The 22796-nt window shown below is 42.8% G+C and carries 18 protein-coding genes and 6 tRNA genes; 5 read left to right on the top strand and 19 right to left on the bottom strand.

Annotated features, from left to right (window positions below; translation table 11 throughout):
• Positions 1–52 precede the first annotated feature (52 nt).
• The 4 genes from ACTNDS_RS08090 to ACTNDS_RS08105 form a co-directional block, all read right to left on the bottom strand.
• Entirely contained in the window at positions 53–4546 is a 4494-nt protein-coding gene (locus ACTNDS_RS08090) for a PolC-type DNA polymerase III (RefSeq protein ID WP_441034918.1), read from the bottom strand.
• Between the two features lie 60 nt (positions 4547–4606).
• On the bottom strand, positions 4607–5662 hold the full coding sequence (gene ispG / locus ACTNDS_RS08095; protein WP_441034920.1) for a flavodoxin-dependent (E)-4-hydroxy-3-methylbut-2-enyl-diphosphate synthase: 1056 nt from the start codon (positions 5660–5662) through the stop codon (positions 4607–4609).
• Positions 5663–5738: 76 nt separating this feature from the next.
• The gene (locus tag ACTNDS_RS08100) at positions 5739–6917 is read right to left on the bottom strand and encodes a toxic anion resistance protein (RefSeq protein WP_441034922.1); all 1179 of its coding nucleotides are present in this window, start codon (positions 6915–6917) and stop codon (positions 5739–5741) included.
• 32 nt (positions 6918–6949) lie between these two features.
• Complete coding sequence (locus tag ACTNDS_RS08105) at positions 6950–8248, bottom strand: 5-bromo-4-chloroindolyl phosphate hydrolysis family protein (RefSeq protein ID WP_441034923.1); 1299 nt, start codon at positions 8246–8248, stop codon at positions 6950–6952.
• A gap of 196 nt (positions 8249–8444) precedes the next feature.
• Here ACTNDS_RS08105 and ACTNDS_RS08110 point away from each other — a divergent pair, with 196 nt between their 5' ends.
• The gene (locus tag ACTNDS_RS08110; RefSeq protein WP_026076903.1) at positions 8445–9470 is read left to right on the top strand and encodes a branched-chain amino acid aminotransferase; all 1026 of its coding nucleotides are present in this window, start codon (positions 8445–8447) and stop codon (positions 9468–9470) included.
• Between the two features lie 122 nt (positions 9471–9592).
• Here the strand turns inward: ACTNDS_RS08110 and ACTNDS_RS08115 are convergent, their stop codons facing one another.
• The 6 genes from ACTNDS_RS08115 to ACTNDS_RS08140 all read right to left on the bottom strand — a co-directional run bounded on the left by ACTNDS_RS08115 (position 9593) and on the right by ACTNDS_RS08140 (position 16224).
• Complete coding sequence (locus tag ACTNDS_RS08115; RefSeq protein WP_441034925.1) at positions 9593–10084, bottom strand: dihydrofolate reductase; 492 nt, start codon at positions 10082–10084, stop codon at positions 9593–9595.
• Positions 10085–10108: 24 nt separating this feature from the next.
• Positions 10109–10957, bottom strand: coding sequence for a thymidylate synthase (gene thyA / locus ACTNDS_RS08120; RefSeq protein ID WP_441034927.1), 849 nt, complete (start codon positions 10955–10957; stop codon positions 10109–10111).
• Between the two features lie 102 nt (positions 10958–11059).
• Positions 11060–12013, bottom strand: a complete 954-nt coding sequence (locus tag ACTNDS_RS08125) for a diacylglycerol/lipid kinase family protein (protein ID WP_441034929.1) — start codon at positions 12011–12013, stop codon at positions 11060–11062.
• A gap of 265 nt (positions 12014–12278) precedes the next feature.
• Positions 12279–13943, bottom strand: a complete 1665-nt coding sequence (locus tag ACTNDS_RS08130) for an alpha-glucosidase (protein ID WP_441034931.1) — start codon at positions 13941–13943, stop codon at positions 12279–12281.
• A 125-nt stretch (positions 13944–14068) separates the two neighbouring features.
• Positions 14069–15016, bottom strand: coding sequence for an AraC family transcriptional regulator (locus ACTNDS_RS08135; RefSeq protein ID WP_441034933.1), 948 nt, complete (start codon positions 15014–15016; stop codon positions 14069–14071).
• Between the two features lie 77 nt (positions 15017–15093).
• Positions 15094–16224: a glycoside hydrolase family 172 protein gene (locus tag ACTNDS_RS08140; RefSeq protein ID WP_441034934.1), complete on the bottom strand. Its 1131-nt coding sequence runs from the start codon at positions 16222–16224 to the stop codon at positions 15094–15096.
• Between the two features lie 148 nt (positions 16225–16372).
• Here ACTNDS_RS08140 and ACTNDS_RS08145 point away from each other — a divergent pair, with 148 nt between their 5' ends.
• The gene (locus tag ACTNDS_RS08145; RefSeq protein ID WP_303243213.1) at positions 16373–17179 is read left to right on the top strand and encodes a sirohydrochlorin cobaltochelatase; all 807 of its coding nucleotides are present in this window, start codon (positions 16373–16375) and stop codon (positions 17177–17179) included.
• Position 17180: 1 nt separating this feature from the next.
• On the opposite strand, the gene ACTNDS_RS08150 is transcribed toward ACTNDS_RS08145, so the two are convergent.
• Genes ACTNDS_RS08150 through ACTNDS_RS08160 form a run of 3 tightly spaced genes read right to left on the bottom strand, consistent with a single transcriptional unit; the run spans position 17181 to position 19104 of the window.
• Entirely contained in the window at positions 17181–17702 is a 522-nt protein-coding gene (locus tag ACTNDS_RS08150; protein WP_303243212.1) for a VanZ family protein, read from the bottom strand.
• Positions 17699–18169 (bottom strand): hypothetical protein, encoded by a 471-nt coding sequence (locus tag ACTNDS_RS08155; protein ID WP_441034936.1) that lies wholly within the window; start codon positions 18167–18169, stop codon positions 17699–17701. The genes ACTNDS_RS08150 and ACTNDS_RS08155 overlap by 4 nt, the downstream gene beginning before the upstream one ends.
• Before the next feature lie 11 nt (positions 18170–18180).
• Positions 18181–19104, bottom strand: coding sequence for an alpha/beta fold hydrolase (locus ACTNDS_RS08160; RefSeq protein ID WP_441034937.1), 924 nt, complete (start codon positions 19102–19104; stop codon positions 18181–18183).
• Positions 19105–19305: 201 nt separating this feature from the next.
• Here ACTNDS_RS08160 and ACTNDS_RS08165 point away from each other — a divergent pair, with 201 nt between their 5' ends.
• A complete protein-coding gene (locus ACTNDS_RS08165) occupies positions 19306–20364 on the top strand; it encodes a DUF5067 domain-containing protein (protein WP_441034939.1) in 1059 nt (352 codons plus the stop codon).
• Between the two features lie 44 nt (positions 20365–20408).
• Here ACTNDS_RS08165 and ACTNDS_RS08170 read toward each other — a convergent pair.
• From ACTNDS_RS08170 to epsC, 5 genes are all read right to left on the bottom strand, one after another.
• A tRNA-Gly gene (locus ACTNDS_RS08170) sits at positions 20409–20481 on the bottom strand.
• Positions 20482–20484: 3 nt separating this feature from the next.
• Positions 20485–20555: transfer RNA gene (locus tag ACTNDS_RS08175), tRNA-Gly, on the bottom strand.
• Positions 20556–20568: 13 nt separating this feature from the next.
• Positions 20569–20641: transfer RNA gene (locus ACTNDS_RS08180), tRNA-Gly, on the bottom strand.
• A gap of 3 nt (positions 20642–20644) precedes the next feature.
• Positions 20645–20715, bottom strand: a tRNA-Gly gene (locus ACTNDS_RS08185).
• 126 nt (positions 20716–20841) lie between these two features.
• Positions 20842–21768: a serine O-acetyltransferase EpsC gene (epsC, locus tag ACTNDS_RS08190; protein WP_044997148.1), complete on the bottom strand. Its 927-nt coding sequence runs from the start codon at positions 21766–21768 to the stop codon at positions 20842–20844.
• Positions 21769–21927: 159 nt separating this feature from the next.
• On the opposite strand from epsC, the gene ACTNDS_RS08195 reads away from it, so the two are divergent.
• Together ACTNDS_RS08195 and ACTNDS_RS08200 are read left to right on the top strand one after the other, a co-directional pair.
• Positions 21928–22015: transfer RNA gene (locus ACTNDS_RS08195), tRNA-Ser, on the top strand.
• Positions 22016–22168: 153 nt separating this feature from the next.
• Positions 22169–22239: transfer RNA gene (locus ACTNDS_RS08200), tRNA-Trp, on the top strand.
• Positions 22240–22313: 74 nt separating this feature from the next.
• Here the strand turns inward: ACTNDS_RS08200 and ACTNDS_RS08205 are convergent.
• Entirely contained in the window at positions 22314–22712 is a 399-nt protein-coding gene (locus tag ACTNDS_RS08205; RefSeq protein WP_441034941.1) for a hypothetical protein, read from the bottom strand.
• Positions 22713–22796 lie beyond the last annotated feature (84 nt).

Here is a 22796-nt window from a genome sequence, read left to right on the forward strand (position 1 = left end):
TCTCCTTGTTTTCCTGTCTCTTATGATATGTCCAATCTGACACTTGTACAGATCAGTTGGTGAAATCAAACAATGACATCTGATTGGACTGAGGAATATCGCCGAACAATTTCAGGTCATCCATCAGATCAATTACAGTTTTACTAACTTTGGTCCTGTCACGAAAATCATCCTTTGACAAAAATCTGCCCTGTTTGGCAGCATCCACCACTGCATCTGCCGCCTTACCTCCCAGACCATCAATGGTGGCCAGTGCTGGCATCAGTTTTCCGTCTACAATCTGGAACCGCTGGGCCTTGGCAGTATAAATATCAATAGGAACAAACTCAATCCCTCTGGCATACATTTCCTGTACAATACGCATATCTTTTAAAGTATCCTGATCTTTCTTTGAGGCAGCATCTCCTTTTTTGCGTATCTCTGCCATATAATATTCCAGACGTTCTTTTCCCATACACATCAGTTCGTAAGAAAAGGCAGTGGCACGAATACTGAAATAAGCCGCATAATAGGCCAATGGCTGAAATACCTTATACCAGGCAATACGATATGCCATCATAACATAGGCTGCTGCATGAGCCTTGGGGAACATATACTTGATCAGCTTACAGGACCAGATATACCAGTCCGGCACATCATGCTCCTTCATAGTCGTGATCCACTCCTCACGAAGACCCTTGCCCTTACGGACACTCTCCATAATGGTAAAGGCCAGACCACTCTCCACTCCCTTACCGATCAGATAGATCATAATATCATCACGTGTACAGATCGCAGTGGAAATCGTTGCTTTTCCTTCCTGGATCAGTACCTGGGCATTTCCCAGCCATACATCAGTACCATGGGAAAGCCCCGCAATACGAACCAGATCAGAGAAATATTTCGGCTTAGTATCTATAAGCATCTGCATGGCAAAATCTGTACCAAACTCCGGAATTCCCAGACAGCCAAGCTTACATCCCCCTATATCCTCAGGCTCAATGTGAAGTGCCTTCGTGCTGGCAAACAGTGACATCACATCCTTCTGATCCAGTGGAATATCCCTGGCACTGATGCCTGTCAGATCTTCCAGCATACGGATCATGGTAGGATCATCATGCCCGAGTATATCAAGCTTCAGCAGGTTTCCGTCAATAGAATGATAATCAAAATGTGTTGTGATAATATCACTGTTCACATCATTGGCCGGATGCTGAACCGGAGTAAATTTCTCAATCTCTTCTCCCATAGGAAGTACGATAATTCCTCCCGGATGCTGTCCGGTAGTCCTTCGCACACCGGTGCAGCCCTGGACAATACGGTTAATCTCACAGTAACGCTTATGTACTCCTCGTTCTTCATAATAATTTTTCACATAACCAAAGGCAGTTTTCTCGGCAAGTGTACCAATGGTACCTGCCTTGAAGGTCTGGCCCTTTCCGAAAATAACCTCCGTATATCTGTGAGCATTCGCCTGATATTCTCCGGAAAAGTTAAGGTCAATATCCGGTTCCTTATCTCCCTTGAATCCCAGGAATGTCTCGAAAGGAATATCAAATCCCTCTTTCTTCATTTTGGTTCCACATTTAGGGCATATCTTATCCGGCATATCACAACCTGCCATTCCGGAATACTTTCTGACCTCAGGAGAATCAAAATCACTGTATTTACAGTCAGGATTAGGGCACAAATAGTGGGGCGGCAGAGGATTAACCTCTGTAATTCCTGACATAGTCGCTGCCAGAGAGGAACCTACAGAGCCTCGGGAGCCTACCAGATATCCATCTTCATTAGACTTCCATACCAGCTTCTGGGCAATAATATACATTACCGCATAGCCATTGGAAATAATGGAATGCAGTTCTTTATCCAGACGGTCCTCTACAATCTTTGGAAGAGGATCGCCGTACATTTCATGAGCCTTGGTAAAGCAGATATTCTTCAGATCCTGATCCGAATTTTCAATAACTGGTGGAAATTTGTCCGGATGGATCGGTGAAATTTTTTCGATCATATCTGCGATCTTACCTGGATTTGTGATCACCACTTCCTCAGCCTTTTCGCTGCCCAGATAGGAAAACTCATCCAGCATTTCCTCCGTAGTACGCAGATACAGAGGCGCCTGCTCATCCGCATCTGAAAATCCATTACCGGCCATAATGATCCGGCGGTAAACCTCATCCTGAGGATCCATAAAATGTACATCACAGGTAGCTACCACCGGCTTTTTAAACTGTTCTCCAAGCTTCACGATCCGGCGGTTGATCTCCCGGAGATCCTCCTCTGAATTTATCATATCATGCTTTTCATCTGCAAGCATGAACTTATTGTTTCCTATTGGCTGGATTTCCAGATAATCATAAAAATTCACCAATCTGGCGATTTCTGCCTCAGGTGCATTCCTAAGAAGGGCCTGATACAGCTCCCCTGCTTCACAGGCACTTCCTACCAAAAGTCCTTCTCTATATTTTTCCAGCACGCTCTTTGGTACTCGTGGTCTTCTGTGATAGTATTTCAGATGAGACTGGCTGACAAGCTTGTACAGGTTAATGCGTCCCGGTTCATTCCGCATAAAAATAATAGCATGATAAGTAGGCAGTTTTCTGACAGTATCCGTTGAAACTGCTCCCTGCTTATTTAATTCATCCACATCTACGATATCACGTTCTGCCAGCATCTGCACAAATTTCACAAAGATCTCCGCAGTGCACGCCGCATCATCCACTGCCCTGTGATGATTCTCCAGGGAAACACCTACTGCTTTCGCTACTGTATCCAGCTTAAAACGGTTCAATGCAGGAAGCAGAAATCTGGCCATACCTACAGTATCCACATAGGTAAAATCATGAGAAAGCCCCAGTCTGTCACAGTTTTTCATAATAAATCCCATATCAAAGTCTGCATTGTGGGCAACCATTACCGCACCCTTGCAGAATTCCAGGAATCTGGGCAGAACCTCCTCGATGGGAGGGGCGTCCATTACCATACTGTCATTAATACTGGTCAGCTGTTCAATCCGAAAAGGAATGGGAACCCTGGGATTTACAAAAGTAGAAAAACGCTCTGTGATCTGGCCATTCTCTACAAGCACTGCTCCAATTTCGATGATATGACAGGTCAGAGAGGAAAAGCCTGTGGTTTCAATATCAAATACCACAAATTTCCCATCCAGGCTTTGTCCTTTACCATTTGTAACCATACCCTTTAAATCATCTACCAGGTAAGCCTCCATACCATAAAGAACTTTAAAATCCGAATCCTTGGGCACACAACCGCCCCATGCATCAAAGCAGTGGTTTGCCTCCGGAAAAGCCTGAACTACGCCATGATCTGTAATGGCAATTGCCTTGTGCCCCCATTCATAGGCACGCTTTACCAGAGCCTTGGCCTCTGTGACTCCATCCATATCACTCATTTTGGTATGACAATGAAGCTCCACTCGCTTTTGAGGGCTGGTATCCACCCTGGCAGTGGTAAAATTGGCAATCTTCTTAATTCCCGCAATGGAACCGATGGTCAGTTCACTGTCAAAACGGTCAATTGTAGTAACACCGCGGAGCTTTAAAAAAGCTCCCTTCTTTACATGCTCTGTAACCTCAGGCACCTGCTCGTTTCTGAGGAACATTTTTACTACAATACTGTCTGTAAAGTCTGTAATCGGAAAGATCAGGATTGTTTTCTCATTACGGATCTCCCTTGCTTCCACATCCATAACCTGTCCGCGTACAATAACTTCACCCATCTCACCGGTAATAGATTCCAAGGTAATGGGCTCTCCTTCAAAGTCTCTTCCATAAATAACATCCGGATTGCTGTCCCTGCGGAAACCGCCGCGGAAATCTCCTTTTTTGTCTTTCCGCTCTCCAAAGGACGGTTTTTTCTCCTGTTTTACAGATGTCTTGTCTTCTTTTTTGTCTTTGTTTTCCGTCTTCGCCGTCTTTACCTCTTCTGCCGGCTTCTGTCCGTCCTCTTCTTTGCTGCTGTTCAGTTTTGCATGGCGGATAACATTATCTACCTCCTGTGCAATCTGGGCAGCTGCATTTTTCCTGTATCTGCTCTCCTGTGTCTCCACAAAATCCAGTTCCACCTTCAGATCCATGCCACATCTCTCGCAAAAAACCTTGTGGAGATATTCCACCAGAATTTCACTTTTCTCCCTGGCGATTACAGAATCCGGAAGTATCATACGCAAATCATTCTCTCCCGGAAAAGTAATCTGTGCCTGTTTGAACATATTGTACTCAAGCATGTTATAGCTGCGCAGTTCCAGTTCCATACTGGAACGATAAGTTTCCAGAAAGTTCTCCGGGGTATACTGTCTGGACAACCGGAATTTTTCAATAACAGTCACTCGCAGTTCAAGTCCTGAGAAAAGCTGCCTTTCAATCTGGTCCTCCAATTCAAAAATATGTTTCTTGTGGATCCACCGTTCACTTTTTATATAAACCCAGATATGAGTTTTGGAGGGATTACAGGAAACTCTGGTCACAGTGACCATTTCCAGCAATTCCTCCAATTCTTTTTTCACTTTTAAGTTGGGAAATACATCAAAAAAGTCTTTTTCCAAAATAAAATCTCCTTTTTTCAGCCAAAAAACCCTGTCTGAAAAACCATTCCTGTCTTTCCGTTATTTCTGCCAGTTCAGAAGCTCCTGACGCAATGTTTCAAGCAGCTGATCTTCAGGAACCTTCTTTATGATCTCGCCGCCCTTGATCAACAGGCCAACTCCTACACCGCCGGCAATACCGATATCAGCTTCTCTGGCTTCCCCAGGGCCATTTACCACACACCCCATTACAGCCACCTTAATATCCAACGGAATATCCTGTACCATAGTCTCTACCTGATTTGCAAGACCAATCAGATCAATCTGAGTTCTGCCACAGGTCGGACAGGAAACTACCTCTACCCCGCCTTTACGCAGTCCAAGGGTTTTCAGGATTCTCTTTGCAGATTTAATTTCCTCCAGAGGCGCTCCTGTCAAAGATACACGAATGGTATCTCCTATTCCCTGATACAGAATAATCCCCAGTCCCACAGCTGATTTAATATTTCCTGAATATAGAGTTCCTGCTTCTGTAATTCCTACATGAAGAGGATAATCTGTCTGCTGTGCGATCAGCTCATGAGCCCTGGCACACATGAGAACGTCAGAAGATTTGATACTGATCACCAGATTATCATAACCCAGTTCTTCAATAATGTGTACTTTATCCAAGGCACTTTCCACCAGCCCCTCTGCTGTAACACCATGATATTTCTCTACCAGCTCCTTTTCCAGGGAACCACTATTTACCCCTACACGGATAGGAATATTACGTTCCTTTGCTGTATCCACTACTGCCTTGATCCTGTCAGTGCTTCCAATATTACCGGGGTTAATACGTATTTTATCTGCATCATTTTCCATAGCTGCAATGGCCAGACGGTAATCAAAATGAATATCTGCTACCAGCGGAATGTGTATCTGTTTTTTGATTTCTCCCAGAGCCCTGGCCGCTTCCATAGTCGGCACTGCGCAGCGGATAATATCACAGCCTGCCTGTTCCAGGGATAAAATCTGACTGACAGTGGCATCTACATCTTCGGTCTTTGTATTGGTCATGGACTGGATAAGTATGGGATTCCCGCCGCCGATTTTTCTGTTTCCTATCTGAATTACTTTAGTGTGGTCTCTATACATGAAAATAACCTCTTTTTCTTTTTATATCTGACATTGCCCTTATCAGGCAACATCCTCCGGCTTTCAAACAGTTACATTATTTTCGGATTTCCAGCAGTTTGTCCTTCAGCTCATTTTCCATACGACGCATCTCTGCCTCAGCAGCCTTCCGTTTCTCATGGCCTTCCTGCTGAATACGGATCACCTCGTCCAGAGTCTGTATTAAATCTGCATTGGTTTTCTGCAAAGTTTCAATATCTACGATACCACGCTCAGATTCCCTGGCTGTCTCTACAGTGGCTGTATGAAGGGTTTCTGCATTTTTTCTCAGAAGCTCATTGGTCAGATCCGTTACCTGACGCTGAGCCTGAGCCGCTTCTGTGGAATGAGCAATTCCCAGTGCAAGGACCATCTGGCTTTTCCAGAGAGGAATGGTATTCACAATCGTTGTCTGGATTTTCTCTACCATACTTGTGTCATTATTCTGAATCAGACGGATCTGAGGAGCAGTCTGCATAGCGATGGTCCGGGTAAGTTCCAGATCATGAAGCTTCTTTTCAAAACGATTGCATTTTTCCTCCATATCCCTGACTGCCTGGGCATCTTCCGGCTGTCCTGATAAAGCTGCTTTATTCTTCAGTTCTGCCAGTTCACCATTTCTGGTTGCCTCCAGCTTCTGGTTTCCAGCTGCAATATACATGGTCAGTTCTTTAAAGTAGCTCAGGTTCTGGTCATACATTTTATCCAGCATTGCAGAATCCTTCAGAAGGCGTACCTGATGCTCCTGAAGGGCATCTGTTATTTTGCCCACACTTATCTCGGCTTTGTCATATTTGTTCTTCAGATTCTCAATCTTGGAGGTCTGTTTGCGGAAAAATCCAAAAAAGCCCTTATTTTCCTCCTCAGCGCTGAAATCCTTTAATTCTCCAACTACGCTTGAAATCAGATCCCCAACCTCGCCCAGATCCTGAGTCTTTACATTTTCCAGAGCTGCATCTGAAAAATCAGCCATTTTCTTCTGGGTTCCGGCTCCATACTGAAGAATCTGGTTTGTGTTGGTAATATCGATCTTAGCAGCAAAATCATCTACCATTTTCTGCTCTTCCGGAGAGAGGACCGGCATTTTTGCTTTTACTTCCTGCTTTTTTTCAGGCTCCGGCACGGAAACGGCTGTCGGTTCTGTTTCTCCCAGATCAGGATCCAATGTTAAGGTTGGTGCCTCTGTTGGTTCCAATACTAAATTTGCTTTTTCAAAATCCTGCATTTCGTTTCCCATAAGTTCTCTCCTTTTCTATTATGCTTTTGCTGTTATTGCTTCTTCATACGGTTGAAATCATCCTCTGTCAGCCCTTCCTGTGCCAATAGAGTGTGTAATACAGAAATGTCACTGGATACATCCATAGCTGTATCCTCAAAAATAGAATCCAGCAGTTTTTCAAAAGCCAGGTTTAAGGTATCCAGAGATTCTTCAATTTCCTTTTTGGAATTTTGAATATTTTCTCCCTGCACCGGCTGCTTATCCATATCTGCATATGCATTCAAAAGCTTCACTGTAATTGGCAGATAATAGGACATCATTTTTTTCAGATCCGGCACTATCTCCGGATGCTCCTGGGCACGCTCCAGAATACGTTTCACGATCAGCTCCATTCTGGAAATCTTGGCTGATATCATCTCACCGGGAATTGCATCATTGCATTCTCCCAGCTTTTTCAGATAATCATTCCCCTTATCCAGAATCTCCTGTACCTCAGGAGCAGTATTCTGCCTGAGCCTGTCTGCCTCTGCCTGCTTTTTCTGTTCTTCCTGTGTTCTCTGCTCCAGTGCATTCTGTGTGACTGTATACTGTCTGTATGTCTCATTACTTGTGATCAGGCATGTTTCCTGATTATCAATATGTCCCTGGCGAAACCAGCCTCTGGCTATCATTTTTTTGATATCTTTCTTTACAAAATCCACGGGTTTGTCCACAGCAATGGATAACTGTTCAAAATTAGAATAGGTATGATCTCCCAGTATCTGCTGATATCTCTGAAAACGGTTCAGACTTCCCAGTCTGCTTACGCCTGCTGCCAGAAAGCCACCGCCGATAACAGCTCCTGCTGCCAGAAAGCCAATACCGCCGGCTACTATGGAATTCATTTTCGCTACTGTACCGAAAATTCCCAAAACCAGACATCCCAGTCCCATTCCACTGGCCAGGATTCCTCCTGTAACAGACATAAGCAGCCCCTTCACACGGACACCTGTCATTTTCTCATAAAGAGCAGGCATTTCCTTTTTCCCATCTGCCTGAGATCTGGCAGCATCCTGTGCCGCACGCTCCTGCTCTCGCTTTTCCTCAAAAGCTTGTGTTCTGGTCTTCTGCTGTTCTTTCTGCATCCCGGCGTTGGTATTTCCATTTCCAAACACATTATCCAGGCCATTTTTAATGGCTGTGCTTCCGGTCTCTACTGCTGTATTCACTGCCAGATTTACTGCATCATTTACTGTATTTTTTATTTCTTTTGTCATTTTCTGATAGTCCTGGGAGTTTACGCCGTCATCAATGATAGTTTTAAGTCTGTCCCCTAACTCTCCAAATTGATTCAAATTTTGATTACTCATTTTTTCCTCCCATATTTCTGCTATTTATTATAGCGAAATCCTGTCTAAAAAGCAACACGCGGGAAAGCAAAGTACAAACAGGAACAAAAAAAATCCAAAAAATCAAATTCCCCATTGAAGTTAGCAGTCAAAAGTTTTACAATGGTAAAGAGATAAATTACACAAAGTAATGAATGTGAACGGAGGAATTGATATTATGGAAAAAAAGAATATGGACTGGGGCAGCTTAGGCTTCGGTTATGTACAGACCGATTATCGTTATGTATCTAAATTCAAAGACGGTGCATGGGATGCAGGTGAACTTACTACAGATCCTAACGTAACATTAAATGAGTGTGCCGGTGTATTCCAGTATGCACAGACTGTTTTCGAGGGAATGAAGGCTTACACAACAGAAGACGGACATATTGTTACTTTCCGTCCGGATTTAAACGCAGAGCGTATGGCAAATTCAGCAAAAAGGCTTGAAATGCCGGTATTCCCGGAAGACCGTTTCGTTGATGCCATCGTACAGACAATAAAAGCAAATGCAGCATATGTTCCGCCATATGGCTCAGGAGCTACTCTGTATGTCCGTCCTTACATGATGGGTACCAACCCTGTTATCGGTGTGAAGCCAGCTGACGAATATATGTTCCGTGTATTCACTACACCTGTAGGACCATACTTCAAAGGCGGCGCTAAACCGATCACAATCCGTGTCAGCGATTTTGACCGTGCTGCACCTCACGGAACAGGTCATATCAAAGCAGGTCTTAACTATGCAATGAGCTTACATGCAATCGTAGATGCTCACAAGAACGGATTCGATGAGAACATGTATCTTGATGCAGCTACACGTACTAAAGTAGAAGAAACAGGCGGTGCTAACTTTATCTTCGTTACAAAAGACGGTAAAGTTGTCACACCGAAGTCCAACAGTATCCTTCCTTCTATCACACGTCGTTCCTTAATCTATGTTGCCAAGGAATACCTTGGATTAGAAGCTGAAGAAAGAGAAGTATACTTCGATGAAGTAAAGGATTTCGCTGAATGTGGTCTCTGCGGTACTGCTGCAGTTATCTCTCCTGTCGGAAAGATTGTTGACCACGGTAAGGAAATCTGCTTCCCAAGCGGAATGGAGAAAATGGGTCCGGTTATCCAGAAGCTCTACGACACATTAACAGGTATCCAGATGGGCCGCATCCAGGCACCGGAAGGATGGCTGAAAGTTATTGAATAAATAACAGCTGACTGCCGAACAGTTAACTATTACAAAAATATCCCGCAGAATTAGTTTGAACACATTCTACGGGATATTTTTTCTTTTACATCACTGGTTTTTCCAGTTCTGCTTTGTTTCTTCTATTTTTTCCTCTCGTATTTCACGAACTGATATTCCAGGTCAAAATAAGTCTGCTCATCGCTTTCTGCTGTGATCTCCCATTCCTCATCTTCATCCAGATCCGGAAAATGACTGTCTGCCTCATAAACAAAATCAATTTTTGTCACATGGGCTACATCGCAGTATGGAAGCATCTGTGTATATACGCTGTCACCGCCGATGCAGTAAACATCCTCTGAAGGATATTTCTTAACCTCTTCCAGTGCTTCTTCAATGCTGTGTACTACGATCGCACCTTTGGCATCATAGTCTTTATTTTTGGTGATCACAATGTTAGTTCTGTTTTTCAGTGGCAGTCCATTTGGAAAGCTTTCCAGAGTTTTCCTTCCCATAACGACTACTTTTCCACTGGTTTCTTCACGAAACATCTTCATATCTGCCGGGATACTTACAAGAAGTTTATTATCCTTGCCAATTCCCCAGTTCTTATCTGCTGCTACGATAACATTCATTTTATTTTTTCCTCTCTTAATTTATCAGATGGCCACCGGAATATTTTTAATCTGCGGCCATGTTTCATAATTCTCCACGATCAGGTCATCTGTTGTAAACTGATAGAAATCCTTCACTTCCGGATTCAGTTTCACAATAGGTGCAGGGTACGGTTTTCTCTGGATCATATCCTTTACTAACGGAATATGGCGGTCATAAATATGACAGTCAGCCACCACATGAAGCAATTCTCCTGCCTCCATATCACATACCTGAGCCATCATCATAAGCAGAAGGGCATACTGGCATACATTCCAGTTATTTGCTGTAAGAATATCCTGGGAACGCTGATTGAGGATTGCATTCAAAGTCAGCTTATCGCTCCCCGGTGTCTGTGTCACATTAAAGGTCATAGAATATGCACAGGGGTACAGATTCATTTCATGGAGATCCTGATGCACATAAATATTTGTCATGATCCTGCGGCTGAAGGGATTATTCTTCAGATCATAAATCACCCTGTCCACCTGATCCATCATGCCTTCCTTATACTGATGCTTCACACCAAGCTGGTATCCATAAGCCTTACCAATGGAACCCTTCTCATCTGCCCAGCTGTCCCAGATATGGCTGTTAAGATCATGGATATTATTGGATTTCTTCTGCCAGATCCAGAGGATTTCATCCATAGCACTCTTTAAGGCTGTACGTCTGAGCGTCATTGCCGGAAATTCCTTTCTCAGATCATATAGGTTTACCACCCCAAATTTCTTGATCGTATATGCCGGAGTCCCATCCTCCCAGACCGGACGTACCTTTTCTCCCTCAGTACTTGTCCCGTTTTCCAGGATATCCTGGCACATTTTTATAAATACATCATCTGCGTAACTCATTTTCCACACTCCCATATTCTTTATTTTCTCTACTGTTTTGCATATTTCACTGCATTATAGCATTTCTGGCTTTTATACTCAACTGTACTTTCGTAATACCGCTTATTCATGCAGCAGCCACAGCTTCTTCTCCAAACACCGGAATTCCACTCTCGTCACATTTGCGCAGTACTCTCCATCTGCATGGAGTACCATCGGTTTGTCCAGAATCAGCCGGAACGCTTTTTCGTCTCTAATATTAAATCCATTAATACGCTCCTGTTTTGCCGCAACCAGAAATGGAAGCAGGAAAAAAGTCTGCCATTTGGCGATTCCGGATGCACTGCTAAGCGAGAGCAGACCATCCTGCGGCGATGCATGAGGTGCCATGGGAACACCTCCACCTTCAGCAGGAAGATTCATAGCTGCTGCAAAGATCATCCCAGGCAGAATAAATCCCCCATGTTCTGTAATCACTTTTCCATTTGCCGTTTCCATGGTAAAAAGAGACTGCACTGTTAATGCAAGATATGTAAGCTTACCCAGATGGAAACGGTTCAAAACCTGTTTCAGTCTGGAATGAAGTGCTTTTTTGCACACAAGGGCATCCAGCCCAAGGCCGGAACTGATTCCAAAAATCCGTGGCTTCTTACAGCCTTCCCAGCTTACCTGCCCCAAATCTATCCTGAGGAGCTCTTCCCCTCTCTGATCCTTTTTGATACAGGCACATATTTCCTTCAGGCTCTCCTTTGGTGTTTTGGGCAGATTTAGATTTCTGCCAAAATCATTTCCCGAACCTGTGGGAATCACCCCAAGACGCACTTTTTCAAAATCTGTAATACCGTTCAGGACTTCATTAATCGTGCCATCTCCCCCTACCACCAGCAGGTAAACCGGCTCCTCACCTTTCATTGATGAAATACGCTCTGCCAGTTTTGTAGCATGTCCCCGATATTTTGTCATATAAGCGGCATATTTTATTTTGTACCCCCGAAGCAAATACTGAGTTTCATTCCATACCCTGTGTGCCTGTCCGGTTCCCGCTCCGTTATTCACAATAATCTGTATTTTTCTCATTATCCCTCTCTGCCATACCCAATCGTATTTTCCTGTAAATCCGAATACTTATACTATACAATATTTACCTCCCACATACAAGACTTGTCAATTAGGAAATCCGTCTGCACAATATTAGTTACTGTTCACTCCGTTCCCAGCAACATGGTATCCTCATATAATATAAAAAGAGAAGGAAAATCCAGCTTTCCTGCCAAAACTGAATTTTCCTTCTCTTTTATTTATATTTTCCGTAAAATGCCTGTGATGCAGATTCTAAAGTATATTATATCTCAAGAACAAGGAACTGATACCCCTGCAATTCTATCTTATTTCCAACTATAGCTGCATGATCATAGTTATTGATCAAAATTTTCTTACATTCTCCTGCAAGTTCGATTGTCTGTGGTTCTTTCTGATAATTACCCACTACAAGGAGGGTTCTGTCACCTTTGCGATAATAGGCCATCAGGTTATGTACCTCTTCCCATACCGGTTCCAGAGCGCCATATACAACAGTTTCTTTATATTCCGGATTTTTGCGCAGTGCGATCAGCTTCTTATAAAAGCTTCTTACAGAATCCGGATCATTAATCTGGCTTTCAGCATTGATTTTTTTATAGTTTTCATTTACCCTCAGCCATGGTTTACCTGTTGTAAATCCAGCATTTTCACCGTCTGTCCACTGCATTGGGGTTCTGGCATTATCACGGCTGAATCTGGAAACCACCTTCAGAGCTTCATCCTGTGTACATCCGGCATCTAAAGCAACCTTATATTCATCTAATGTGGAAATATCATCTACCTGGTCAATGGATTCAAACTTCACATTCTCCATTCCAAGCTCCTGTCCCTGATAGATAAAGGGAATTCCGCGAAGCATAAAATTCAGACCACCAAGCATTTTCTTACTTGCATCACAGCAGTCACCCTCCGGGATATATCTGCTGACACCACGGGGTTCATCATGATTCTCAATAATATTGGAAACAAAACCAATATCCCCGATTTTTCTCTGCGTGCCAAAGCAACATGCTTTATACTCATCCGGTGTGATCTGTCTGCAGTCATACCATCCCTTCTCAGAGCCTCCACAGATTGTTTCTGCAAAGTCAAACATACTGGAAAAATATCCGTTGTCTCCAATAAAATCAGGAATCTCCTCCGGTTTCTCATTAAAAACTTCGCCTACTGAAAAAGCATCATATTTTTTGAAGGTGCGGTCACGCATCTCTCCCAGAAATTCTCCGATTCCCTGCGCTTCAGCCAGCATATTATGGATACTGCTCAGACCATCCTCACGGTCAGGCTCATAATCATGGAGTGGAAGGGCTTTCTTAATATTAATAATAGCATCAATGCGGAAACCGCCCAACCCTTTATCCAGCCACCAGTTAATGTTTTTATAAACCTCTTCTCTTACCTCCGGGTTCTCCCAGTTCAGATCCGGCTGTTTTTTATGAAATACGTGAAGATACTGCTTATTGGTTCCAGGCAGGTCCTCCCACACTGAACCTCCGAAATAGGATCTCCAGTTCGTAGGCAATTCTCCCTCTTTTTTATCACGGAGATAAAAAAAGTTTCCATATTTTCCATCCGGATCCTGACAAGCCTTTTTAAACCATTCATGTTCATCTGAGCAATGGTTTACCACCAGATCCATAAGAATATACATATCCCTCTTCTTTGCCTCAGCGATCAGCTCATCCATATCTGCCATAGTTCCAAATCGAGGGTCAATATCATAATAATCGGAAATATCATATCCCTGATCAGCTAACGGTGAACGATAGCAGGGTGAAAGCCAGATAATATCAATTCCAAGATCCTTCAGATAGTCCAGTTTCTCAATAACACCTCTCAGATCTCCAATTCCATCACCATTGGTATCATAAAAACTCTTCGGGTAAATCTGATAAGCAACCTTTTCATTCCACCATTTCTTTGTCATTGCAAAAATCCTCCTGTATTTTTATCCAAGTTCTCTTTTTCAATAAACATGATTTTATCAGGATTCACAGAAACTGTCTTATCCTATTTTGATATAAAAATACGATATTTTAACTTTTGCATATTCTATTTATCAGTATTCTCTATTTCATCCAAAGAACGTTTGCGGTATTGCAGCGGCGTTGTTGATGTATATTTTCTGAACTCTCTCAGAAAATTCCCAAAATTGTTATACCCACATTCCAGACAGATTTCCGTAACTGTCAGATCTGATTCCTTCAGATAATGCATTGCTTTTTTTATCCTGTACTCATTCACATATTCCATTGGTGAACGACCGATTACTTTCTTGAAAAATCTACAGAAATACTGCTCATTCATCCCGATCAGCCCTGCCAGATCGCGGATATAAATTTTCTCTTTATAATTTTCCTGTATGTAAGTTAGTGTTGTCTTGATCGTCTCGATTCTGTGGTCATGGTTCTTCTCCGTTACCTCAAACAGATTATTCACAGACAGAACTGCCAGAATCCGCAGCAATGCTGATTTGATAAATAGCTGTCTGGTAATATCGTCAGTAACTGCCTCGCCGTCATAATAATTATCAGGGAAAGAATCTCCGCCAAATACATTTCTGATTTCTTTATAGGATTTTTTTACCAGTTCAAATGCCGAATCCTCCTTACGCAGGCATCTGGGAAACTGAATGCTGCCTATCTGGACCGGCTGGATCAGGTTAGTCTGAATCTGATCCAGTGAATATACCGAACTAAACATATCCATATGGAAAACCAATGCATTTTCCACACACCCGCCATTCTTTTCAACAGATATACTGTGAAGTTCTCCGGGATTAATAAAATAAAAGCATTCCTCTGAAATATAAAAACGCTCCATATTGACTTCCAGGCAAAATTCTCCCCCTGAGAAGTACAGAAGCTCCACTTCCTCATGCCAATGATGCTTCACCATATTCCCTTTCGTTTTTGTGCCTGTCTGATAAAAAGCACAAGGAAAATTCTGAGTACCATGGACACGGATTTCCTTTAAAGTTGATGGTTGTTGATTCTGCATGAAGACACCTCCTGTTGTCCGCAAACAGATGAAAGCTTACTGCCGCCTTATACCGGGCAGCAATAAGCTCATCTGTTTTATCTGGGCCATCTGTCTTCCTTTGACATTAATGGTGCAAACGGTGCATGAGGATGTGTCTGATACCAATACGCAACACTTGCCACATCATCCTGACGCTCGAATAATCCTCTGTATCCAACCCCTATCTGCTGGATTGTAACACGCAGATCCTCATCAAAACAGATTGGATCCTGAATATGCCAGCGGTAGAAGCCTCTCATTGGAGGGCAGTCATCATTATGATAAAAGTTATGAATCAGTTCATCATGAGCAGAGTAATATGGATAACCCAAATATGGTGTATTGTAATTCTGTTCCACAGTTTTTCCGTCCACCTGCTTTGCAAAACTCCAGGAGCCTCCGAAATAATCTTCTGTACCGGTTCCGCAGATTGTAGGATATTCCTCATCTCCGTCAATGTAGAATTTCACTTCGCCTTCTCCCCACCAGTAACGTTCCAAGGTAGTAAGTGCAATATAAGTTCCTACATAGTGTCCTTTTCCCTTTACTCCGTCAAGAATTGTATAATCCTTCTGCTTCTCTGTCAGACGTTCCCTTCTCCACTGTGCATGGAAATAAGTAATATCCTCCGGAAGTTCATCATACAGACAGTAATCTACCTGATAGAAAAATGCAGGGATTTTATTTGCATGCTGATTTTCCAGGGTAATCTTCGCTTTTTTCTTAAATGGCATAGGAAAATAGCAGTTGAATCCTCTGTTTGGCACTACCGCCATAGGTACAGAATTCACAGCACATTCTCTTCCGAATCCACAGCAGAAGAAATCTCCAAGAGGACTTTCCACAGACGGATACTCTTCATCATCCCAGTACATGCGGATAACCAGGTCTCTTAATACAAAACAGTCGGCATCGGTTGTCTTATTATCTACTGTGATCCAGATATGATTGATCTCTCCTGGCCCCTCCATCTCTGCCAGGGTCACAGTCTCACCAGGTTCAATATCATTCAGACAGGGACTTCCTTTTCTGGACGGTCCCAGATGACTTGCTGCCATTCCGCCTTTTCCTTTTTCTCCATGTGGATTCTCTGCATTGATCGCACGGCTTCTGCCATGCTTTGCCAGTACAATACCGCCAAGTCCACCTTCCTCCAGTATTCTTAGCTTTTTCTTGTGTTTCCCCATTGTTCCCTGTATAATATAAACACTGTCTGTAATTATGACATTTTTTCTTATAATTCACAAAAAACAGCAAAACTATACACAGCTATTCAATATCTCACAGCGTAGCAGACCACAGAATAGTTGTCAATATATTTAAAGGAGATTTAAAATGGGGGTATCTGAAAAAACAGCAATTCTTGTTATCAGTTTCGGTACAAGTTATGAGGAAACACGAAAGAAAACGATTGAACAGATTGAAGCTGACCTGCACCATGCATTTCCGGAATATCCGTTATACCGGGCATGGACAAGTCCCCGCATCCGCGCAAAGCTTCAAAAGCGGGACGGAATCCATATCATGGATATTGACGAGGCAATGGCCCAGCTGAAAGCTGACGGAATCCGAAATGTAGTTGTCCAGCCTACCTATGTGATCACCGGATTTGAAAGTGATGCCATGAAGGAAAAAGTCCTGTCCCATAAAGAAAATTTTGATTCTGTCATTATCTGCGATTCTCTGATGATTTCAAAACAGGATAAAGAAGAAGTCTGTCAGGCTATGGTCCGGGAATATCATCCGGAAGCTGACCAGGTTCTCTTATTTATGGGACACGGAACAGAACATGTTGCCAATGAACTCTACCCTGAGATGGATCAGTTATTTAAACATTTCGGTCATTCCAATATGCATATGGGCACTGTAGAGGGAGATTTTTGCATTGAAAGCTTCCTTGATGAATTAAAAAAGCTTCATCCTGAGCATATTCATCTGGCACCTTTTATGATTGTTGCCGGAGATCATGCAACCAATGATATGTCCGGAGAGGACAGGGATTCCTGGAAAAGCATCCTGGAAAAAGAGGGATATTCTGTTACCTGTACCCTGAAGGGCCTTGGCGAAATCCAGGCTATCCGGGACATCTTTGTCCGCCATACAAAAGCCGGGCTCCACAGCCTTTTCAGGGTACAGGCATAAACTATTTTCTTTTACACTTTTTTCGTTTTTTCTTCTTTTTATTGGGATTATTGAGCACTGACCAGCAAAAAGCCTGCACTAACAGGATTCCGATCAATGCTCCTGTACTGTCAATACACACATCCTTTACAGCCGGTGTACGTCCGCCTACAAAGGACTGGTGATATTCATCCAGTCCCGCAAAACCTACGCAGACAATACCGGCAAGGATCATCAGCCAGATTCCTCTCACACCATACACATATAAAGGAAAGGAAATTGCAATAGCCAGTAGGAAATATTCTGTCATATGGGCTGCTTTCCTTACATAATAATGGATGCCGTCCGCCTCATAAGCCAGTTCCTCATAGCCTTTTCCCTCATTCAGCACTTCATTCTTGGTCTCCACAATAGTATAACTGATCTGATAGCTCAGATTACCGGAAATATCTCCGGTCTGTGCTGAAAAAGAATAGATCAGAATCATCAGCAGAATGGCCGGTGCAAAGGAAAAGGGTTTCAACAATGTAATTAATATTTTCATTCTGTCTTTTCCTTATCTGCCACAGGCTCTGACTCCTCATCTGCAAGCCTCTGAGTCAGATTTGCTCTCTGGGCAATACTCATAGAACGATCTGTCAGTTGTCTGTCTTCTGATTTCAGTTCTCCGCCTGCTGCAGCTTCTGTACCTGCTCTGCCAGCTGCTTCTCCTGCTTCCTTCAGTTCTTTCACCTTGCCAGACTTTAATGCATTTCTGGCAGCTACAAAAGTAAGTCCTGCTCCAATGGCCAGAAATGCAATTCCTGCAATCATAAATCCCATCTGACTTCCTTCTTCACCATTGATAAAGCCTTTGCACAGACTAAATCCCGTATACAGAAGATAGATTCCTGCCAGTCCCCAGAGAAGCATCCGTCTTCCGGAAGCCTTTTCCTGTTCCCCGTTATCCTCTTCTGTTGAATTCTCTGCCTGAACCTCCTCCGGCAGATTCTCATTTTTCTGTTCTTCCATAATCAGTCTCCTTAAAATCCTTTCTTACGCATATAAGCTGCAATATCTCTGTAAACCTGTTCCTTATTGATCTCATTGAGGATCTCATGACGCATTCCCGGATAAAGCTTTCCCTTTACATCCCTGTATCCAGCCCTGCGCATTGCCCTTACAGTTTTGGCAAAATGCCTCACATCTATCAGGCAGGGATCCTCTGCTCCGCTGATAAACAGCACCGGCATAGACGGATTTGTGCAGGAAAAACCTTCCACATCATATGCCCGCCTCATCAGTTCAAACAAGGCCAGATATCCATCATCTGTAAAAGTGAAGCCGCAAAGTTGAGAATCCTCATATTCCCTGGCCACCTGAGGATCTGAACAAATCCAGGCAGTACAGTTTTTGTCCTTGCGAAACTTCAAAACACCGCTTCCGAAAGATAGAGTCTCGATCAGCTTGCTCCTGTGGCGCGGTCCAAATAATGCTTTCTCAGTCTTTGCAATAGCTACTCCTAACGGCCAGGCCGCATTATAGCTTGGTGAACCACAGACAATCAACATATCCATACAGCTATCGTGTTTTGCCGCAAAGGCACGGACTGCAAGAGAACCCATACTATGTCCCATAAGAATCAACGGCAGATCCGGATACTTTGCTTTCAGTCTGCGGTTTACAGTTCCAATATCCCGCAGCATCGCCTGAGCGCCCCCTCCATAAGTATATCCCAGATCCTCCACAGCTTTTACACTTTTGCCGTGTCCTCTGTGGTCATGGATCACTACAAGATAACCAAGCCCTGCCAGATATTCCATAAACGGAAAATATCTCTCTTTATGCTCACTCATGCCATGAACAAGCTGTACTATCGCTCTATACGGTTTCTGGTCAGGAATCATAGCTGCTGTGGAAATACTCAGCCCATCTGCTTCCGACACAAAAGCTCCTTCATACCTCATAATCCCACTCCTCTCCATAAAATAATCTGCCTGCACACAGCCAGATTTACCTTTTGTAATTATTGTTCACGCTAATTATTGGTTACCGTAATTATAGGTAAGATATTTGCTATTGTCAACTTCTTCTGCTATAATGAAATTACGTATATATTAATCATGGGTTACTGAGAACAGCAACCCATCCTAATATCAGGAGGAACTATGAGTAAAAACACAAAAAAGAGCCATATTGGACTGATTATTTTTATTATCATTCTGGTTCTTGCAATTGCAGGAGGCGCAGGATTCTATTTTTATCAGCGCCAGCAGCCCAAAAAAGCAGCAGAAAAATTCCTGTCCAGTATGCAGAAAATGGATTTTAATACAATGGAATCCATGCTTCAGAGCAGTGATCTTTCAGCCCTGGATAATGCAGACATCCGCAACGCCGCATATACAGATTTCTTTACGGCCATCAACAAAAAAATGACCTATAAAATCACAGGAAACCGTTTCAGACTCCAGGATGGCACTGCTTCTGTTACCGCCCACATTAAATATATTGACGGTACCAGTATTTACAAAGAAACCATTACTGAATTTCTCCGTCAGATTGTTTCCAGTGCTTATGCAGGCAATAAGCTTACAGAAGAAGAAACTCAAAAACAGCTTGCCACTATTCTGAATGAAAAGGCAAAGGAAAGTAAAACGGACGAATATTCTGAAGCAGACATCACTTATCCGGTGATCAAAACAAACGAAGGCTGGAAAATTGTTTCCTTGGATGATGAAACTGTCAAAATTATGTCTGCGAATTTCAAAAATGTTGAAGAAGAAGTTAATAATTCCATCAACAACATGGGAAACTCCGATGGATCTGATGTAGCTTCTGTACCAGAAGCTTCCGAAAGCGATACTCTGGATCTGACCACCGACAAATTTACTATAAAATACAAAAAACACACAGTAACCAAGGATTTTGCAGGAGATCCCTGTGTTATGATTTACTATGATTATACCAATCGTGCATCCGGTACTTCCAGTGCTATGGTAGATGTAAGCATGAAAGCCTACCAGCATGGTGAAGTATGTGATGCTGCCATCCCCGAGACAAACGATGATGCTATTGATCATTTCACAGCGGAGATCCAGCCCGGACAGACTGTAACCGTATGTCAGGCATTTTCTCTGAAAGATGAGAGTGATGTAACAATTCAGGTACAGGAAGCATTCAGTATGGATTATGACACCACCTCAAAACAGATTTTAAAAATCAAATAAACTTCAAAAAAAAGCTCCGGAACAAAATTCCGGAGCTTTTTCAGAGCGATAGACGGGGCTCGAACCCGCGGTCTCGACCTTGGCAAGGTCGCGCGTTACCAACTACGCCACTATCGCGTAAGCGGGTGATGGGAATCGAACCCACGTATCCAGCTTGGAAGGCTGGTGTTCTACCATTGAACTACACCCGCATTTTCAGTTAAGAGCGATAGACGGGGCTCGAACCCGCGGTCTCGACCTTGGCAAGGTCGCGCGTTACCAACTACGCCACTATCGCATAAGCGGGTGATGGGAATCGAACCCACGTATCCAGCTTGGAAGGCTGGTGTTCTACCATTGAACTACACCCGCATTTTGGTGCCGTTGATACATTTCTTACGCATCAACGGACTTTATTATATCTTATGAAAAAGCATTTGTCAACACTATTTTTATTTTTTTTGTATTTTTTATATTTTATTGACATCTGCTACAATTCTAATTATCCCAATCCCATACATTGGCAGCTTCCACAGCACTTCTGGGTTTCTTGATCACAAGCTCCGGACTCTTGGCACTGACCTTGGTATTTGCCGGAATAGACTCTGTAATAAAAGTATTACCTCCGATGATCGTATTCTCTCCGATCACGGTCTCCCCACCAAGTACAGAAGAATTTGAATAAATCGTTACATTATCCTTGATTGTCGGATGTCTCTTCACATTGGCAAGCAATTGTCCCTGGCGGGTAGAAAGTGCTCCAAGTGTCACACCCTGATACAGCTTTACATTCCTTCCGATTTCAGTCGTTTCACCAATTACAACGCCTGTTCCGTGGTCAATAAAGAAATACTCTCCGATGGTCGCACCCGGATTAATATCAATTCCTGTATAACCATGTGCATATTCTGACATGATCCTGGGGATAAACGGCACATTCTCCAGATAGAGAACATGGGCAAGTCTGTATACATAGATTGCATAAAATCCAGGATAGGAGAAAATAATCTCCTCCTTGCTCTTTGCAGCAGGGTCACCATCAAAGCCTGCCTGTAAATCAGTAAGAAGCGTGGACTGGATATCCGGTACACTTACAAAAAAACGCTCTGTAATCTGCTCTGCCCGTTCTTTTGCCTGCTGCAGGGGCTCGCCCTGATATAAAAATGCAACCTTAATCTGTTCCTGCAAGCAGTCATACAGATCATTCAGGCGATATGCCACATAATGTTCCGGAAACACACTGGCACTGGAATCCACACTGAAATATCCGGGAAAAATAACGGATCTCATATCTTTAATAAAATCAATAATTTCTTTCTTATTGGGAAGAGGATTTCTGTTTTCTCCCAGAAAAAGTTCTTCCTTACGGTAAGTATCTGTCAGCTTATCCACAGCTTCCAGAATTGTTTTCTTTTTGTCTGTCATGATCATCACCTGTTTACTTTCCTTACAACTGCATTTTGTTATTATCTTATTACAGTAAAACCAATTCGTCAATAAAAAAAGAATTGACCTTTTCGCAGATTCCTTATATAATGAAAAACAGTTCCGGTTACGCTGCGGAACTGTTTTTCATCTTAATATGGAGATGTACCCAAGAGGCTGAAGGGACCGCACTCGAAATGCGGCAGGCCGGGCAACCGGTGCGAGGGTTCAAATCCCTCCATCTCCGCTTTTATCTTTTCCTGCTCTGTAGCAGGATTTTTTATTTCCATTTTTCTATCCATCATCAAAAAATATTTATAATAAATGTACAATGGACTTGACAATCGTTGCTTTTATATGTATAATTGCAACAGTAAACGAAATTTACATATAAGTTCATAGGGGATTGGTCAAATGGTATGATAGGGGTCTCCAAAACCTTTGGTGGGAGTTCGATTCTCTCATCCCCTGCTCTTAAAAAGTGCTCGAAAGCCTTGTATTTACTGGCTTTCGAGCACTTTCGTTTTTTGTCAAAATCAAATCTGTTAAAACTTGATTTTCTGTCTTAAATGATAATAGGGATGGGTAGGTGATCCAAACAGAGTTCCATACATATTGTCATAATAAAGGCCATTGATCATAACAAAAGCATGATCCTCCAAAGCAGTGATCACATAAGGTTCATAGCCCAATTCTTTGGCAACTGCTGCCAGACAGCTGGATACGCCATAGCAATTTCCGGTAAGATTTGTCTGAAACATATCCAAGGCATATTTATATACCCATGTTTGTGTTTTAAATTCAGCCTCTGTTGGGCGTTTCCAGGGAGTATATTTTGTATACCACATAATATAGTTAAAGCAGGCACGAAGCTTCTGGTAGTTATTCATATTCTTGGTGGTATGCGCTGCAATAAACTTTCTGACTTCTTCTCCCTCATTCATTGTTGTCTAGCCTCCTTAATCTATCCTGTGTCTGACTTACTTTGCCGCATTGTCATTGTAACTCCATAGGATAGATTTTGCAAT

It is taken from the genome of Blautia sp. HCP3S3_C12, from assembly GCF_052064155.1.
GTDB lineage: Bacteria > Bacillota > Clostridia > Lachnospirales > Lachnospiraceae > Blautia_A.

Excerpts from the sequence above, each read along its gene's own strand:
- ACTNDS_RS08130 (WP_441034931.1), bottom strand. The coding sequence starts at position 13,943 with ATGACAAAGAAATGGTGGAATGAAAAGGTTGCTTATCAGATTTACCCG.
- ACTNDS_RS08125 (WP_441034929.1), bottom strand. The coding sequence starts at position 12,013 with ATGAGAAAAATACAGATTATTGTGAATAACGGAGCGGGAACCGGACAG.
- ACTNDS_RS08160 (WP_441034937.1), bottom strand. The coding sequence starts at position 19,104 with ATGAGGTATGAAGGAGCTTTTGTGTCGGAAGCAGATGGGCTGAGTATT.
- ACTNDS_RS08140 (WP_441034934.1), bottom strand. The coding sequence starts at position 16,224 with ATGGGGAAACACAAGAAAAAGCTAAGAATACTGGAGGAAGGTGGACTT.
- ACTNDS_RS08105 (WP_441034923.1), bottom strand. The coding sequence starts at position 8,248 with ATGAGTAATCAAAATTTGAATCAATTTGGAGAGTTAGGGGACAGACTT.
- ACTNDS_RS08145 (WP_303243213.1), top strand. The coding sequence starts at position 16,373 with ATGGGGGTATCTGAAAAAACAGCAATTCTTGTTATCAGTTTCGGTACA.
- ACTNDS_RS08110 (WP_026076903.1), top strand. The coding sequence starts at position 8,445 with ATGGAAAAAAAGAATATGGACTGGGGCAGCTTAGGCTTCGGTTATGTA.
- ACTNDS_RS08150 (WP_303243212.1), bottom strand. The coding sequence starts at position 17,702 with ATGAAAATATTAATTACATTGTTGAAACCCTTTTCCTTTGCACCGGCC.
- ACTNDS_RS08100 (WP_441034922.1), bottom strand. The coding sequence starts at position 6,917 with ATGGGAAACGAAATGCAGGATTTTGAAAAAGCAAATTTAGTATTGGAA.
- epsC (WP_044997148.1), bottom strand. The coding sequence starts at position 21,768 with ATGACAGACAAAAAGAAAACAATTCTGGAAGCTGTGGATAAGCTGACA.
- ACTNDS_RS08135 (WP_441034933.1), bottom strand. The coding sequence starts at position 15,016 with ATGCAGAATCAACAACCATCAACTTTAAAGGAAATCCGTGTCCATGGT.
- ACTNDS_RS08115 (WP_441034925.1), bottom strand. The coding sequence starts at position 10,084 with ATGAATGTTATCGTAGCAGCAGATAAGAACTGGGGAATTGGCAAGGAT.
- thyA (WP_441034927.1), bottom strand. The coding sequence starts at position 10,957 with ATGAGTTACGCAGATGATGTATTTATAAAAATGTGCCAGGATATCCTG.
- ACTNDS_RS08165 (WP_441034939.1), top strand. The coding sequence starts at position 19,306 with ATGAGTAAAAACACAAAAAAGAGCCATATTGGACTGATTATTTTTATT.
- ACTNDS_RS08155 (WP_441034936.1), bottom strand. The coding sequence starts at position 18,169 with ATGGAAGAACAGAAAAATGAGAATCTGCCGGAGGAGGTTCAGGCAGAG.
- ispG (WP_441034920.1), bottom strand. The coding sequence starts at position 5,662 with ATGTATAGAGACCACACTAAAGTAATTCAGATAGGAAACAGAAAAATC.
- ACTNDS_RS08205 (WP_441034941.1), bottom strand. The coding sequence starts at position 22,712 with ATGAATGAGGGAGAAGAAGTCAGAAAGTTTATTGCAGCGCATACCACC.